This is a genomic window from Zestomonas carbonaria (assembly GCF_904061905.1).
Taxonomy (GTDB): Bacteria; Pseudomonadota; Gammaproteobacteria; order Pseudomonadales; family Pseudomonadaceae; genus Aquipseudomonas; species Aquipseudomonas carbonaria.
Genome location: NZ_CAJFCI010000082.1, coordinates 15,261 through 29,310, shown reverse-complemented (window position 1 = coordinate 29,310; position 14,050 = coordinate 15,261). Strand labels below are relative to the sequence as shown.

17 protein-coding genes are annotated in these 14,050 nt (G+C 66.4%); 4 read left to right on the top strand and 13 right to left on the bottom strand.

All coding sequences use genetic code 11. The annotated features are described in order from the left end of the window. Positions 1 to 90: 90 nt before the first annotated feature. The 5 genes from PSEWESI4_RS22865 to flgB are packed head-to-tail and all read right to left on the bottom strand — an operon-like array spanning position 91 to position 3,519. Positions 91 to 816, bottom strand: coding sequence for a flagellar basal body rod protein FlgF (locus tag PSEWESI4_RS22865; RefSeq protein ID WP_187673543.1), 726 nt, complete (start codon positions 814 to 816; stop codon positions 91 to 93). A gap of 9 nt (positions 817 to 825) precedes the next feature. Further along, positions 826 to 2,013: a flagellar hook protein FlgE gene (gene flgE / locus PSEWESI4_RS22860; RefSeq protein ID WP_187673542.1), complete on the bottom strand. Its 1,188-nt coding sequence runs from the start codon at positions 2,011 to 2,013 to the stop codon at positions 826 to 828. Between the two features lie 25 nt (positions 2,014 to 2,038). Continuing rightward, positions 2,039 to 2,719, bottom strand: a complete 681-nt coding sequence (gene flgD, locus PSEWESI4_RS22855) for a flagellar hook assembly protein FlgD (RefSeq protein ID WP_187673541.1) — start codon at positions 2,717 to 2,719, stop codon at positions 2,039 to 2,041. Continuing rightward, positions 2,719 to 3,147: a flagellar basal body rod protein FlgC gene (flgC, locus tag PSEWESI4_RS22850; RefSeq protein WP_187673540.1), complete on the bottom strand. Its 429-nt coding sequence runs from the start codon at positions 3,145 to 3,147 to the stop codon at positions 2,719 to 2,721. Before flgC ends, flgD begins: the two co-directional genes overlap by 1 nt. A gap of 6 nt (positions 3,148 to 3,153) precedes the next feature. After that, positions 3,154 to 3,519: a flagellar basal body rod protein FlgB gene (gene flgB / locus PSEWESI4_RS22845; protein ID WP_187673539.1), complete on the bottom strand. Its 366-nt coding sequence runs from the start codon at positions 3,517 to 3,519 to the stop codon at positions 3,154 to 3,156. 216 nt (positions 3,520 to 3,735) lie between these two features. Here flgB and flgA point away from each other — a divergent pair, with 216 nt between their 5' ends. The 4 genes from flgA to PSEWESI4_RS22825 all read left to right on the top strand — a co-directional run bounded on the left by flgA (position 3,736) and on the right by PSEWESI4_RS22825 (position 7,165). After that, a complete protein-coding gene (gene flgA / locus PSEWESI4_RS22840; protein ID WP_235978995.1) occupies positions 3,736 to 4,449 on the top strand; it encodes a flagellar basal body P-ring formation chaperone FlgA in 714 nt (237 codons plus the stop codon). Positions 4,450 to 4,720: 271 nt separating this feature from the next. Then, entirely contained in the window at positions 4,721 to 5,560 is an 840-nt protein-coding gene (gene lafA / locus PSEWESI4_RS22835) for a lateral flagellin LafA (RefSeq protein ID WP_187673537.1), read from the top strand. Positions 5,561 to 5,864: 304 nt separating this feature from the next. After that, positions 5,865 to 6,713 (top strand): winged helix-turn-helix domain-containing protein, encoded by an 849-nt coding sequence (locus tag PSEWESI4_RS22830; RefSeq protein ID WP_187673536.1) that lies wholly within the window; start codon positions 5,865 to 5,867, stop codon positions 6,711 to 6,713. Beyond that, entirely contained in the window at positions 6,710 to 7,165 is a 456-nt protein-coding gene (locus PSEWESI4_RS22825) for a hypothetical protein (RefSeq protein ID WP_187673535.1), read from the top strand. Before PSEWESI4_RS22830 ends, PSEWESI4_RS22825 begins: the two co-directional genes overlap by 4 nt. Before the next feature lie 235 nt (positions 7,166 to 7,400). Here PSEWESI4_RS22825 and PSEWESI4_RS22820 read toward each other — a convergent pair whose 3' ends face one another. The 8 genes from PSEWESI4_RS22820 to fliD form a co-directional block, all read right to left on the bottom strand. Then, positions 7,401 to 8,327 (bottom strand): OmpA family protein, encoded by a 927-nt coding sequence (locus PSEWESI4_RS22820; RefSeq protein ID WP_187673534.1) that lies wholly within the window; start codon positions 8,325 to 8,327, stop codon positions 7,401 to 7,403. Next, positions 8,324 to 9,196, bottom strand: coding sequence for a flagellar motor stator protein MotA (gene motA, locus PSEWESI4_RS22815; RefSeq protein ID WP_187673533.1), 873 nt, complete (start codon positions 9,194 to 9,196; stop codon positions 8,324 to 8,326). Before motA ends, PSEWESI4_RS22820 begins: the two co-directional genes overlap by 4 nt. A 4-nt stretch (positions 9,197 to 9,200) precedes the next feature. Then, positions 9,201 to 9,929 (bottom strand): FliA/WhiG family RNA polymerase sigma factor, encoded by a 729-nt coding sequence (locus PSEWESI4_RS22810; RefSeq protein WP_187673532.1) that lies wholly within the window; start codon positions 9,927 to 9,929, stop codon positions 9,201 to 9,203. A gap of 9 nt (positions 9,930 to 9,938) precedes the next feature. After that, positions 9,939 to 10,439, bottom strand: coding sequence for a flagellar basal body-associated FliL family protein (locus PSEWESI4_RS22805; protein WP_187673531.1), 501 nt, complete (start codon positions 10,437 to 10,439; stop codon positions 9,939 to 9,941). Positions 10,440 to 10,505: 66 nt separating this feature from the next. Next, entirely contained in the window at positions 10,506 to 11,573 is a 1,068-nt protein-coding gene (locus tag PSEWESI4_RS22800) for a flagellar hook-length control protein FliK (RefSeq protein ID WP_187673530.1), read from the bottom strand. Between the two features lie 3 nt (positions 11,574 to 11,576). Next, positions 11,577 to 11,888, bottom strand: a complete 312-nt coding sequence (locus tag PSEWESI4_RS22795; RefSeq protein ID WP_187673529.1) for a hypothetical protein — start codon at positions 11,886 to 11,888, stop codon at positions 11,577 to 11,579. Next, on the bottom strand, positions 11,869 to 12,270 hold the full coding sequence (gene fliS, locus PSEWESI4_RS22790) for a flagellar export chaperone FliS (RefSeq protein ID WP_187673528.1): 402 nt from the start codon (positions 12,268 to 12,270) through the stop codon (positions 11,869 to 11,871). The genes PSEWESI4_RS22795 and fliS overlap by 20 nt, the downstream gene beginning before the upstream one ends. After that, a complete protein-coding gene (gene fliD / locus PSEWESI4_RS22785) occupies positions 12,267 to 13,562 on the bottom strand; it encodes a flagellar filament capping protein FliD (protein WP_187673527.1) in 1,296 nt (431 codons plus the stop codon). The genes fliS and fliD overlap by 4 nt, the downstream gene beginning before the upstream one ends. Between the last annotated feature and the right edge of the window lie 488 nt (positions 13,563 to 14,050).

The following is a 14,050-nucleotide window of genomic DNA, read 5'->3' as shown; positions in this document are numbered from 1 at the left end:
GGTTGGGCACCGGCGTTCCAGCCCGTAGCCCGGCTGCAATCCGGGAACGCCCGGCACCAAGGCCCCGGATCGCATCCAGACTACGGGCCATCAACCACGAATCATCCGATTGCCCGCGTCGGACAGATCCTCGGCGGCCTTCATCATCTTCACCTGGGTCTCGAACAGGCGGTTGAGGCTCATGGTCGCCACCAACTGGTCGATGGCCGAGACGTTGCTCGACTCCAGGTAGCCGGACACCAGGCGCACCTCGTCGCTGGCCTCGGCCGGCTGGCCGTCCCTGGTCGCCAGCAGGCCATCCTGCTGCTTGACCAGCCCGCCGGCCGGCACGTCGACCAGCTTGATGCGGCCGACCTCGGCGGTCAGGTAGTCGCCGCGCGGGATCACCGAGACGGTGCCGTCGGCGCCGATGGTCAGGCTGTCGTACTCGGGCAGCACGATCGGGCCGTTGTCGCCGAGCACCGGCCGGCCGTTGATGGTCAGCTCCAGGTCGGCGCTCACCTGCAGGCCGCCGTGGCGCGTGTAGCGTTCGCCCTCGGCGCTCTCCACGGCGATCAGGCCCTTGCCCTGGATGGCGAAGTCGAGGTCGCGGCCGGTGGCCATGAGCTGTCCCGGCGCCAGGTTGACGCCGTTGTCGGCGACCCGCGCCAGGTGCCGGCTGTCATAGCCGTAGCCCTGCACCGTCACCGCCTCGGCCTGCTCCAGATCGGCGCGAAAACCGGGGGTATTGACGTTGGCCAGGTTGTTGGCGCGCACCGTGAGCGAGGTCATCGTGCGGCTGGCGGCGGTCATCGCCGTGTATCCCAGACGGTCCATGGCTCAACCTCAGATCGCGCTGAACAGCACTTGGGTGAGTTCCTTGTCGGTGGACAGCACCTTGGTGTTGGCCTGGTAGTTGCGCTGGCCTTCCATCAGCCCGACCAGTTGCTGGGTCAGGTCGACGTTGGAGCTTTCCAGCGCGCCGGCGCTGAGCTCGCCGTAGGCGCCGACGCCGGGCACGCCGATCAGCGCCGCGCCGGACTCGGAGCTCTCGCTCCAGGCGGTGCCGCTGACGTTGCGCAAGCCGCCGACGTTGACGAAGCTGGCCAGCGCCACCTGGCCCTGCAACATCCGCTGGCCGTTGCTGTAGTTGGCGTAGATCATGCCGTCCTTCTCCACCGACAGGCCGGTCTGCTCGCCGGCCGCGTAGCCGGTGGGCCGGTTGCTGGTGACCACGAAGTCGGAGCCGTACTGGCTGGTGCCGGTGTAGTCGATGGCGATGCTCATCGGGTCGACGCCGGGCAGCGGGAAGTTGACCGCCACCGGCGCCACCGGGCCGGTCAGCGCGCCGTTGGTACCGAAGGTCAGCGCCTGCGGGCCGCCGACCGCCACGCCGTCGGCGTAGTAGTGGGCGTCCCAGGTGTTGGCGCCGGTCTTCACGAAGTACTGGGTCAGGGTGTGCTCCTTGCCCTGGGAGTCGAAGATCTTGGTGGTGTAGGTGGAGTTGAAGGTGTTGACGTTGTCCGGGTCGAACGGCGCGACACCCGGCACCTCCTGGTTGGAATCCAGGTTGGCGACGAAGGTCAGGCTGTCGGTGGCCCTGGCCGGCAGGTTGTTGGAGCTCAGTTGCAGGTCGCCGAGGTTGCCCACCAGCAGGTTGCCGGCGGCGTCCACCGGGTAGCCTTGCAGGCGCTGGCCGGCGGCGTTGACGATGAAGTTGTCGCGGTCGGCGCCGAACACCCCGGCGCGGGTGTAGCTCTGCTCGCCGTTGCTGCTGCGGGTGACGAAGAAACCGCCGCCGGAAATCGCCAGGTCCAGGCTGCGGCCGGTGGACACCAGCGCGCCGCCCTGGCTGATGCTCTGGGTCTTGCCGAGCACTTCCACGCCCATCGCCTGGCTCTCGGCATAGACGCTGCCGAACTCGGTGCGCGAGGACTTGAAGCCGGTGGTGCCGGCGTTGGCGATGTTGTTGCTGATGGTGTTGAGCTGGTCGTTGACGGCGGTCAGGCCGGTCAGGGCGATGTTGAAACTCATGCTGGAATCCTCGTGATCGATACGCTCAGAACAGCCCGGCGAGCTGGCTCTGGCCAAATTCGGTGATGTTGTAGAACGGCACGGAACCGACGCCCTCGACGTCCAGCACCGGACCTTCGGCGCTGACCCGGACCTTGCTCACCCGGCCGGCCACTTCCACGCCCGGGTATTCGCCGCTGTCGGTGACCACCTCGATGCTGTAGCGACCCGGCTCCAGGCCGAGCTTCCCGGCATCCAGATCGAACGGCACCGGCCCGGCGACCTGGCTGCCGAGCTGGATGTCGGTCTTCACGCCGTTGCTGTCGGTCAGGCGCAGCACGGTCTTGCCCGAGGCGAACTCGAGGTTGACCTGCCCGCGCACCGTCCCGTCGCCCAGCTCGACCTTGTCGGTGGCCACCTTCACTTCCTGGTCGACCAGCCCGGCGGCGGTCAGGGTCTGCAGGTTGTCCAGCAGCACTAGGTTGTTCTTGCTCAGGCTGGCCATGTTCTCCAGGCTGCGGACCTGCGACATGGCGGCGAACTGGTTGAGGAACTCGGTGCTGTCCACCGGCTTGGTCGGGTCCTGGTTCTGGATCTGCGCGACCATCAGGGTGATGAAGTTGTTCTCCAACTGGGTGGCGTCGCTGACGTCGATTCCCCCCTTGATCTGCTCGTCGGAGCCGTTGCCGTAGAGGCCGCTGCCGCTGGCGGAATTGACCTGTGTCATCAGACTTCTCCCAGTTTGAGCAGGCCCTGCTGCATGCTCTTGACGCGGTTGAGGACATCGACGCTGGTCTCGAAGCTGCGGCTGGCCGACATCATGTCGGTCATCTCCTCGATCTCGTTGACGTCGGCGTAGAACACGTAGCCGTCACGGTCGGCCAGCGGGTTGTCCGGCTCGTAGCGGCGCTTCGGCTCGCGGCCGGCGGTGACCACGTCGAGCACCTGCACGTGGGCGCCGCCCAGGCCGGCGCCACGGGTCAGCTCGCCGTTCTCGTAGACGGCGGCGAACAGCGGCTTGCGCGCCTGGTAGACGTCCTCGGGGCGGGCCGCCGCGGATTCGGCGTTGGCCAGGTTGCTGGCCACGGTATTCAGGCGCACGGTCTGCGCGTTCATCGACGAGCCGGCGATGCGGTAGATGGAATCGAATGACATGGCTGCTTATCGCCCCTCGATCGCCTGTTTCAGGCCACGGAACTTCATGCTGAGGAAAGTCAGGCTGGTCTGGAAATCCATGGCGTTCTTCGAAAACGCGGCCTGCTCGACGCTCAGCTCCACGGTGTTGCCGTCCTGCGACGGCTGGGTCGGCACGCGGTACTTCAGCGACGAGTCCAGGCCGGCGCCGGGGCTGGTGGTGGCGAAGTCGCTGTCGAGCCGCTGCATCTCGCCGGCGAAGTCGATGTCCCGCGCCAGGAAGCCCGGCGTGTCCTCGTTCGCCAGGTTGGCGGCGAGGATCTCGCTGCGCTGCACGCGCAACTCGAGAGCACGGGCATGGACGCCCAAGGCCTCGTCAATCCGTATACTCATTGCCATTCCTCTCAACCAGGGTCGGCCGGCACCGTTCGGCAGCGACCGCGTTTCAACTGCTAGCTGCCAGCTAGAGCAGGAACCATGCCCAAACCCGATAATTCGCCCATGAGCTTGATTTACCTGAGTTTTTCCGAACGACTTCGGCGCCTTGGCGTCGCTGCGCTTCCGCCTTTGCGTCGGCGCGGCGCGGCAGGCGGAAACGCCACTTCCGCCTTGCGTCGCCTGCTCGCCGCCGCGCTGCTGCCGTTCTCCGCGCTGCTGCATGCCGAGAGCGAGGTCGACCGGCAGATCGACCAGGCCGTCGAGCGCTACCTGGCGGCGCAGTTGCAACAGGAGGCCCGCCGCCAGGGCTGGCAAGGCATGCGCTTCAGCCACGCCAGCAGCGCGCTGAACGGCACCGCCCGGCTGACCGCCTGCCAGGGCCCGCTGCAAGTCGAGGGCGCCGACGACAGCCCCGCGCCGCTGGGGCGCCAGCGCCTGAAGGTGAGCTGCGACGACCAGCCGGGCTGGACGGTGCTGGTCAGCAGCCAGGCCAGCGTGTTCATCCCGGCGCTGCACGCCGGCCAGGTGATCGAGCGCGGCCAGGGCATCGAGGCCGGCCAGTTGCAGGTGCAGGAGCTGAACGCCGGCAAGGCCACGCGCGGTTACTTCCAACGCCCGGAAGAAGTGCTCGGCATGAGCGCCAAGCGCCGCATCCGCGCCGGCCAGCCCCTCAGTCCCGGCCTGCTGACCAGCCCCCTGCTGGTCAAGCGCGGCCAGCAGGTGAAGATCGTCGCCAGCCGCGACGGCATCCAGGCCTCGACCCTCGGCGAAGCGTTGCAGAACGGCCAGCAGGACGACGTGATCAAGGTTCGCAACCTGAACAGCGAAAAGGTCATCGAGGCCAAGGTGCTGGAGGCCGGATTGGTGAGCAGCACCTTCGAATAGAGGTTTTCGCAGGATGGGTCGAAAGCCGCGACATCCATCCGCGCGGCGGCATCTCCCCCGTCGCTCCCGCGAACGCGGGAGTCCAATGAACCCGGCACCAACCCGTTTTCTGGTTCCCCGCGTTCGCGGGGATGACGGGGTGCGGGGGCTCGGCAGAAAAAATTTTCCGGCTGCTTAAGCACTCGAAAAAGCCGGTCGTCTTACCCCTTCAGCAGGCGATCACAGCCAGCTTCATCACAAGCCCTAAAGCATTGACTGAAGGAATACGCACATGGCTCTGTCGATTCATACCAACTACTCCTCGCTGATCACCCAGACCAACCTGGGCAAGACCAACAACGCCCTGGGCACCAACCAGCAGCGCCTGGGCACCGGCTTCCGCATCAACTCCGCCGCCGACGACGCCGCCGGCCTGCAGATCGCTACCCGCCTGAATGCCCAGTCCCGCGGCATGGACATGGCCATCCGCAACACCAACGACGCCGTTTCCCTACTGCAGACCGCCGAAGGCGCGTTCAGCGAGATGACCGATATCATGCAACGCATGAAGGATCTGGCCACCCAGGCGGCGAACGATACCAACAGCGATGACGACCGTGCCTCCCTGAAAGCCGAATACGATGAATTGGGCAACGAACTGACCAACATCATCAGCAACACCAAGTACGCTGGTGAATCCCTGTTCGCCGCAGGCGGCAAGTTCACTGCCGCCATGACCTTCCAGATCGGTTCCAGCAGCGCCGAGACGCTGTCGCTCGACGCCAGTACCAACCTGACTGCCGTCACTGACGCCATCACCACCATCAAGGCCGAGACCATCGACGACGCCACCAATGCCGGCAGCGCGATGGATGAACTGGAAACCGCTCTCGACGCAGTCGGCACCCTGCGTGCTCAACTGGGCGCCAACATCAACCGCCTCAACCACACCGCCAACAACCTGTCCAACATGAAGGACAACACCGAGATGGCCCGTGGTCGCATCGTGGACGCCGACTTCGCCAAGGAAAGCGCCAACATGACCAAGAACAGCATGCTGATGCAGTCCGGCATCTCCATGCTCAAGCAAGCCGGCCAGATGCCGGGCATGGTCATGTCGCTGCTGGGCTAAGCCGCGACATCGGCCGAAGGGAATCGGCCAGCCGCTTCACACGAACGCCCCGATCGACTCGGGGCGTTCGTCGTTTCCGCAGTCCCGTTCGACGGACGGTAGCCGTCGTCGCGTGCCGCCCTCTCCCGTCTTCTCGTCGCACTTTTTCCATTGCGCCAACCGGTGCGAACAACATGAAAATTTCATGTCAATCCCTCGAATGGAATATCGAGACTTGCGACACCATTTTCCTGACGTCAAAATGCCACCCCGTCGGAAATTGGGCAGTACGCCCACGGACGAGCGACAGGTAACCCTGGCAAGCATGAACATCTCAACAGCAGCCCTAGCGCCCGAGCCTTCCACGGCAAGCGTCGCCTGCCAGGCCATCCGGACCGGGCACGACGATTGCCATGCGCGCTTCTATCCCGCTCGCTATCAACTGGTGCTGAGCAGGGCCGGGCACGAGGAGAAGGTCGAACTGGGCTACTCCGGCAGCCGCCTGCTGGAGCGGCTGCTACAGGCTCCCGGCACCGTGGTGTCCCGCGAGGAGCTGATGAGTTTCGCCTGGTCCGACCGGGTGGTCGGCCAGGGCAGCCTGAACCAGCAGATCTACACCCTGCGCCAGGTGCTCGGCGACGAGAAGAAGCGCGAGATCATCCAGACCCTGCCGCGTCGCGGCTACATGCTCAACCCGCACTTCCTCGGCCCCCTGCCGGAGGACGAGGTCGAGCCGGAAGCGAGCGACGCCCTGCCGCCGCCCATCGCCCCCGTCCCGTCCCCTGCTCCGCCAGCAGAGATACGCCGGCCCTGGAGCCCGTTGCTGGCCATCGCCGCCCTGCTGCCACTCGGCCTCGTCCTGCTCGCCCTGCTCGCCTACAAGCTGCTTGGCGACCCACGCACGTACAGCAACGAGGTCAGGATCGGCAACGCGCTGATCACCTACATCGAGCAGGACGAAGCACCGTTGCGGCAACTGATCCTCGACACCCGGGAGCTGACCACACGCATCGCCTCCCTGGCGGAGCAGCCGGTCGAACTGATCCTCAGCAAGAGCGCGGACTTCTACCAGTTGCTCTGCATGCGCGCCAACGGCGACGTCCGCTGGTTGATGACGCAGGAAAGCCAGCTCTCCGCCGTCGACGACACGATGCTCCGCAGGTGCCTGCCATGACCTTCACCCTTCGAGGCCGCAAGCGCCTGTTCGCCGCGCTGGTCGGCATCTCCCTGCTGGCGGTCGGCGCCGGCGCCGCCTGGTTCGGCAGCGCGTACCAGCCGGAACTCAACGGCCGCTACAGCTCCCAGGGCCAGGTTCGCCTGAGCAGCGGGAAGGTGGTCGACGCCAGCCACAGCATCCTGTTCAACGGCGGGCGTTTCTATGCCATGAGCCGGCAAGGCGACGTCATCGTGGAAACCACGGGACGCGTGGAGCCCGACTTCCGGGGTGGCTATCAGTTGCGGGTCGACAGCGGCGACGTGACCCGGCTGAACGCGGAGCTCGACAGCTCCCTGCTGTTCAACCTGCTCTACAGCCGCCACCAGGGTTCGGTGATCCACCTAGAGCCGCTGCGTTCCTGCCTGTATGCGCGGGAGACCCGGCAGTTGTATTGCGCCAGTACGCTTTGAGCGTAGGACTCCGGCGCGCGCAATTCGGGCTTTCTGCCAAGGTATCCACGTCGGTCCCTCACCCCGGCCCCTGGCTGCGCGCCCCGCTCCGAAGGGAGAGGGGGCTAGCTGAGCTCAGCTCCGTGCTTACCCGCCGCGCTGTCCCGCTCCCTGTCCCTCGGGAGCGGGCGACTCGATGGGTTTCGCTAGCTCACCCATCCTACGGGTGGTGGGCTGAAGTCCACCCTACGGCTTGTTACAGCGCCGCCTTTTCCGTCGGAGCGATGAATTCACTGCCGCCTTCCGAGTAGCGCGCCTGGGCGCTGCCTTCGCCGAACAGCTCGCGGTACAGAGCTTCCGCACGAGTGGTCAGGAGCAGCAGTTCGATGCGCCGGTTGGCGCCGTTCTCCGGGTCGTCCGGGCGTAGCGGCATGACGTCCGCCTGCGCCGTCACCTGGAGAATGCCGGCCGCCGGCAGGCCGGACTCCACCAGCACGTTGCGCGCGCGCAGGGCGCGGTCGCCGGAGAGGTTCCAGTTGTTGTAGCCGGCCTTCTCGCGGTACTGGGTGGCGTCGGTGTGCCCGCTGATGATCAGCTTGTTGTCGACCTTGGCCAGCACCCCGGCCAGCGCGCCGAGCAGCCCCTGGAAATGCGGATTGAGCACCGCGCTGCCGCGCTGGAACATGAAGCGCTGCTGGTCGTCCCTGATCAGGACGCGCAGCCCCTGGGGCACCACTTCCACCTCGACGTTGGCCAGCGCGTCCACCTGCAGCGCCACCGCCTCCATCAACCTGGCCAGCTCCTGCATCTGCTCCGGCGTGCCGTAGTGCTTGCGCGCCCCGGCGGCCGGCTCGGCGTCCTGCGGCTTGTCCGCGTCGTTGGCGGCGTCCACCTTGCGGCTCACCGTCACCGGCACGCCATCGAGGTCCAGGGGCGTCTTGCTGGTGCCGTCGAACACCCCGGCGCCGCCATCCACCAGTGGGTTGTTCTGCTGGTCGGAGGAAGCCGAGCTCTGCATCTCGTTACGCGGCTGGACGATCCACAGCACCATGAACAGCGCCATCATCGCCAGGGTGAAGTCGGCGAAGGCGACCTTCCAGGCCGAGCTGTGCTCATCCGCGTGGCCCTTCTTCGAGCGCCGCTTGATGATGATCTCGTGGTCCTTGTCGGCGCGCTTCCTCATGCCGCTTCCCTTTCATCCTCGTACTGGTTGACCCAGATCTCGAGCTGCTTGAAGGCCGGCTTGACGTCCTGTTCGATCAGCTTGCGGCCAGCGTCCACCGCCAGCAGGGTCGGCTTGCCGGCGACGTGGGCGACCAGCGTGGTGCGCACGCATTCCAACGCCGACAGTTCGGTCTTGACCCGCTGCGCCATGGCGTTGCTGAGTGGTTCCATCAGGCAGTAGCAGAAGAAGATGCCGAGGAAGGTGCCGACCAGCGCCGCCGCCACGTGGGCGCCGACCTCGGCGACCGAACCGCCGATGCTGCCCATGGTGATGATGATGCCCATGATCGCCGCAAGGATGCCGAAGCCCGGCATCGCCTCGCCGACCTTGTGCAGCGACTTCGAGGGCAGCAGCAGCGCATGCTCCATGGCGTCCAGTTCCTGCTCCAGGAAGCCTTCCAGCTCGTGGGCGCTGATCTTGCCCATGGCCATCAGGCGGAAGTTGTCGGCGATGAACGCCATCAGGTTCGGTTCCTGGAGGATCAGCGGGTACCTGGCGAACAACTCGCTCTGCTCCGGCTCCTCGATGTGCTCGTCGAGCACCTTGAGACCGCCGACGTCGACCATTTCCAGCAACTCGTAGAGCAGCATCAGCAACTGGCGCTGGAATTCCTCGCCACGGCGCTTGTAGACGAACACGCCCTTGATCTGCGAGCACATCTCCAACAGCACCTCCTTGGGGTTGCCGACGATCAGGCTGCCGAGGCCGGCGCCGAGGATGATCACGACCTCCGCCGGCTGCCACAGCACACTCATGTCGCCATTGGCCATGGCATAACCGCCCAGCACGCAGGCGATGATGATCAACGCACCCAATACTTTCTGCACGGCTTCAACTTCTCTCGGTTAGGTAGCGACAAGCCTTGGCGATCGCCTGCTTGCTCAATTGACAGACCCGGGCATCGCTCACTTCGAGCACCAGGGCGATCTCCTTCAGGCTCAGCTCGTGCTGGTAGTAGAGGGTCAGCACCAGGCGCTCGCGCTCGTTCAACTGGTTCAGCGCCTGGGTCAGCAGGCGCTCCTTGAGGACCCGCTCCTCGACGCCCGCCTCGGCACTGGCGAAGGCGTCCTGGCCGCCCTGCAACAAGGCATCCAGGCTCTCGATGGCTTCCGAGGACTCGGCCACCAGGAAGTCCTGATAGGCCTGTTCGTCGAGGCCGGTGGCGGCGAGGATTTCCGCCTCGCCCGGCGCGCGGCCGAGCTGGCGGGTCAGCTTGCGGATGGCGTCGCGGACCCTGTGCGCCTGCTGGCGGACCTGGCGCGGGCGCCAGTCCTGGCGGCGCAGTTCGTCGAGGATCGCGCCACGGATGCGCATGGCGGCGAAGCCGGCGAAGTTCTCGTCCGGCGTGCCATAGCGGCGCAGCCCCTCCAGCAGGCCCATCAGGCCGATCTGCTCCATGTCCTCGCGGTCGAGCACCTGGTTGGCCTGCAACGACAGTTGGCCGACGATGCGCTTGACCAGCGGCAGGTACTGCAACAGCCACTTCTGCTCGGCGCCCGGCGCGAACAGCAGGTGCCCGCCCTGGCCGGCGGCATAGTCGAAGTCGATGGCGGCGTTCATGGCCCTGCCCTACTGGACGATCAGCTTGCTGACCAGCACATGCTCGAAGGGCGCGGCGACCCTACGGCTGGCGAAGTCGCCGAGCAGCGCCTGCTCCAGGCCGGCCTGCAATTCGGGAATCGGCTTGCCGCGCAACTGCTCGAACTTCATCGCCGAGAGGTGGGCCACCGCCGAGTTGCGGACCATCGGGTCGATCTGTTCGAGCTTCTTCTTGTCGGTCTTGATGTCGGCCTGCAGCACCAGGTCGACCACGAAGTAGTGCTCGCGCCCCTCGCCCGGCAGGCTGACGACGATCTTGTTGACCGGGAAGAAGGTGTATTCCGCCCGCTCGCCCTCCTCGACCGGCTCTTCCCCGGCGCTGGCGTCGGCGACCTCGGCCTTGTCCGATACGCTCCTGGCCGCGTTGCCGTTCGCCAGCGGCTTGAGCAACAAATAGTTGAGCACCACGCCGCCGGCGGCGATCGCCGTGTTGAGGAGCAGGATTAGCAACATGATGCGCGGCATCGTCATGACAGACTCTCGTTCCACGTTTACCGATTGATTCCCATCGCCGGGACCAGGCCCGGCACTTCCTTGCTACACCGTGACCAGCACGTCGCCGGCCTGGCCGGCCGCCTGCCGCGTCTCTTCGACGGGGCGGGCGGCGAGCACCGGTTCATCTTCGAACGGCAGCGGCCGTTCCTGGCGCGCCTGCTGGCGGCCCGACTGGCTGTCCGCCGCGACCTGCACGTCGACCTGCACGAAGTTCTGCCCGACCAGTTCCTGGCGCAGGCGCTCGCTGGTCTGCTGCAACAGCCGGGCGACGTCGCCCTGCGCCGCGGAAATCTGCACGTTGAGGCGCCCCGACTCGTGGCTCAGGTAGATCTCCAGGCTGCCCAGCTCCGGCGGATCGAGGCGGATGCTGGCGTGCTGCACGTTGTGGCGCATCTGCAACTCGACGCTGTCGCGCAGGGCGTTCAGCATCTGCTCGCCCCACTTGGCCTCGGGCGCCTGCAGGGTCAGCTTCTGTTCCAGGGCCTGGGACTGCGGGACGGCCGGCTGGAGATTCGCGGCCGACGCCTGGCCGGCGTGCCCGCCAAGGCGTTCCAACTGGCTCAGCAACTGGGCGTCCAGCGGCTCGGCGGCGACGGGCTGGGCCAGCGCCTGCGGGGTTTCCGCCTGGGCCTTGCTCGGGAGCACCAGCGCTTGCAGCGGAACCGCCGCAGGGCCGGCGGTGCGCAAGGCGTCCGGCAACTCTCCGCGCGGCACGTTGGCCTGCACCGGCAAGGCGGCGGGCTCGGCCATGCTCCTGCCCGTGGAGACCTCCCCCGGCTGCCGTGCCGTGCCGCTCTCGCGCGCCTGGATGCTCACCGCGCGCTGGTCGAGCATGCTCGACAGCCACTGCTCGGCGCTCGGCAGGTCCGGCGCGTCCGTTTCCGGCTGTTCGACCCGGGGTGCCTCGACGGCGACCTCCGGCGGCTCGCTCGCGGCGACATCCGCCGTCAGCAGCAACTGCTCGCCGAAGCCGTCCGCCGCGAGCAACGTCCCATCATCGCGGGCCCCCTCCGCACGCATGGCGACAGCCTGGGCGAAGCCCTGGGGCAGCACCGGCCCTGCGTCCGCCGCCGCGCCGGGCTGGGCGGCCTGGGTCATCAACTGCAACACGGTCTATCTCCCACCCTGCATCAGGTCGACCTGCATGTAGGCCGAACGCCCTTCGGCGTATTCCAGGTGCGTCAGCAGCAGGCGCCGCAGACGCTCGCACTCCTCGGCGCAGGCCACGCGTGCGCGGCCGTGCAGTTGCTGCAACCGGCGCTTGGCGCCCAGCAGCTCGGCATCCGGCTCGCCGAGCCCGGCCAGGCGCTGCAGGTGTGCGCGGATGGCCTGGTCGACCTCGCCCAGACGCTCCCAGTCGCGCTTTTCCAGCACGTCGGCCAGGCGCCGGTACAGCGCCTGCGACTCAGCGACGACGGGCCGCATTGACGCCTTCCCAGCCCTCGCGGATCACCCCGACCAGCTCCACCACTTCGTCCAGGCCCTCCAGGGAGAGGGTCACACTGACATCCGAGAGCCGGTAGATGCAGTAGTCGTAGAGCCGCGCCAGGCCCTGCACCACCTCGCCGCCGGCCTCGTAGTCGAGGGCGCCGTTGAGGCCGTTGAGGATGTTCAGGCACTTCTCCAGCGACTGGCCCTTCTGCTGGTAGCGCTTGCCCTCGATGTGCCCGCGCGCCCGGGCCAGCTCGTCGAGCAGGCCGTCGAACAGGACCAGCACCAGTTCGTAGGGCGAGGCGGCCGCGGCGCGCGCTTCCAGGTCGACGGAGCGATAGCTGTCGTAGCTTTCGTTCAGGTGATAGGTGCTCATGCAAACATTCCGTAGGTCTGTTCCATGGCCGCCATCGTCTGCATCAGGCTGGTGTACTGCTTGAGGTAGCGGCCGTAGTAGAGGTCGTATTGCTTCTGGATACTGTCGAACTGGTCATCGACCCGGCGCAGCATGCTGTTCAGGCTGTCCTTGCGGTTCTTCATCACGCCGTTGACGCTGCTGGTGTAGACGGCGAGGTTCTTGTCGAGGCTGTCGAGCAGGTTGCCCTTGTCGCCGAACAGCTTGTCGAAGCCTTCCGGGTCGCTGGCGATGGCCTTCTCGAAACGCGCGCTGTCGATGGTCAGCTTGCCGTTGCGATCGGCGACGATGCCGTAGTCCATCAGGGTCTTGCCGCCGAAGGGCGTGCGGATGAGCTGGTTGAGCATGCTTTCGATGGAGCGCACGCTGGAGTCGCCGGCCAGCGCGCCACGGGCGCCGCTCTCGCCGCCGCTGGCGGTCAGCGAGTCGAAGCTGCCCATCAGCGCGTTGAAGGCGGTGATGAACGACTGGGCCTTTTCCTTGGTGGCTTTCTGGTCCTGGCCGATGTCGACGGTCAGCGGCTGCTCGCCGCTCTGGTGCACCTGGCTGAAGGTCAGGCTGACGCCGTCGATGATGTTCTCGAAGGTATTGCTGGCGTTGGTCAGCTTCATGCCGCCTTCGCCGCCCAGGTAGACCTCGGCATCCTTCGCCGCGGACAGCAACTGGCCGTTGTCCCAGGCGCCTTGCAGCGCGCCATTGCTGCTGCTCAGGCCGATCTCGTTGGCCGCACCGCTCTTCTCGCTGGACAGCACCAGCGACACCGAGCCGTTGCTGCGCACCAGGGCGGCCTTGACCCCGGTGTTGTCCGCCTTGTCGTTGATGGCCTTGGCCAGGTCCGCCAGGGTGGCGATGCCGGTCATGTCGACATCGAAGCTCTTGCCGTCCTGGGTGAGGGTCAGCGAGCCGCTGCCGAGATCGGCGTCGGTCAGGCCGTTGAGCGCCTGCTGGTGAGCGCTGGCCAGTTGCTTGACGAAGAACTGGTAGCTGCCGGGAACCGCCTTGGCGCCGACGGTCGCGGTGGCGATGCCTTCCTTGCTGAAGGTGGCGCTGTTGACCAGCATGCTGCTGCCGCCGGTCTTCAGCCCCGAGGCGGCGGACTTGAAGTTCTTCAGCGCGGTATCCAGCGCGGTCACCGCGTTCAGTTGGGCCTTGTAGGCTGCCTGGTTGCGCTGGGCCTTGAGCTGAGCCGACTGCACCTCGTAGGAGGCCAGTTGGGTGGCCATCTGCTTGACGTAGTCCGAATCTATAGCCATGTACGAATCCTCTTTCACCTGTCTTTAGCAATAACGATGCCAATCGCCGAAAGCCGCATTCCAGAGCGGTTTCCGCCAGATACCGGGAGAAACGGAACTTCCGCATCGACGCTGCGGGACACGATGCGGAAACGGTTTTTCCGCCCGGACGGAAGGCCGTGGTTCTGCCAGGAGAAGGCGACGCGGAAGGAGTGGGAATTAAGCTGGAGGCTGGAGGCTGGAGGCTGGAGGCTGGAGGCTGGAGGCTGGAGGCTGGAGGCTGGAGGCTGGAGGCTGGAGGCTGGAGGCTGGAGGCTGGACAGCGTTCTGGCCACTTCCCTGTCCGTCAAACCTTTTTCGCGGCCATGGAACCGGGCGTCCCCGCCGATCCTACAGGTCAACATCGATGCCGACCTGTAGGAGCGCGCCATGCGCGCGATCACCGGCAACACAAAAGCATCGCCAGCAAGCTGGCTCCTACATAAAGCGAACGGGTAGCCCGGATGCAA

Bases quoted from the DNA above. Each gene is read 5' to 3' on its own strand.
- fliD (WP_187673527.1), bottom strand. From the start codon at position 13,562: ATGGCTATAGATTCGGACTACGTCAAGCAGATGGCCACCCAACTGGCC.
- flgE (WP_187673542.1), bottom strand. From the start codon at position 2,013: ATGAGTTTCAACATCGCCCTGACCGGCCTGACCGCCGTCAACGACCAG.
- PSEWESI4_RS22825 (WP_187673535.1), top strand. From the start codon at position 6,710: ATGACCTTCACCCTTCGAGGCCGCAAGCGCCTGTTCGCCGCGCTGGTC.
- lafA (WP_187673537.1), top strand. From the start codon at position 4,721: ATGGCTCTGTCGATTCATACCAACTACTCCTCGCTGATCACCCAGACC.
- flgC (WP_187673540.1), bottom strand. From the start codon at position 3,147: ATGTCATTCGATTCCATCTACCGCATCGCCGGCTCGTCGATGAACGCG.
- PSEWESI4_RS22865 (WP_187673543.1), bottom strand. From the start codon at position 816: ATGGACCGTCTGGGATACACGGCGATGACCGCCGCCAGCCGCACGATG.
- PSEWESI4_RS22820 (WP_187673534.1), bottom strand. From the start codon at position 8,327: ATGAGGAAGCGCGCCGACAAGGACCACGAGATCATCATCAAGCGGCGC.
- PSEWESI4_RS22810 (WP_187673532.1), bottom strand. From the start codon at position 9,929: ATGAACGCCGCCATCGACTTCGACTATGCCGCCGGCCAGGGCGGGCAC.
- PSEWESI4_RS22805 (WP_187673531.1), bottom strand. From the start codon at position 10,439: ATGACGATGCCGCGCATCATGTTGCTAATCCTGCTCCTCAACACGGCG.
- PSEWESI4_RS22795 (WP_187673529.1), bottom strand. From the start codon at position 11,888: ATGCGGCCCGTCGTCGCTGAGTCGCAGGCGCTGTACCGGCGCCTGGCC.
- PSEWESI4_RS22830 (WP_187673536.1), top strand. From the start codon at position 5,865: ATGAACATCTCAACAGCAGCCCTAGCGCCCGAGCCTTCCACGGCAAGC.
- fliS (WP_187673528.1), bottom strand. From the start codon at position 12,270: ATGAGCACCTATCACCTGAACGAAAGCTACGACAGCTATCGCTCCGTC.
- flgD (WP_187673541.1), bottom strand. From the start codon at position 2,719: ATGACACAGGTCAATTCCGCCAGCGGCAGCGGCCTCTACGGCAACGGC.
- flgB (WP_187673539.1), bottom strand. From the start codon at position 3,519: ATGAGTATACGGATTGACGAGGCCTTGGGCGTCCATGCCCGTGCTCTC.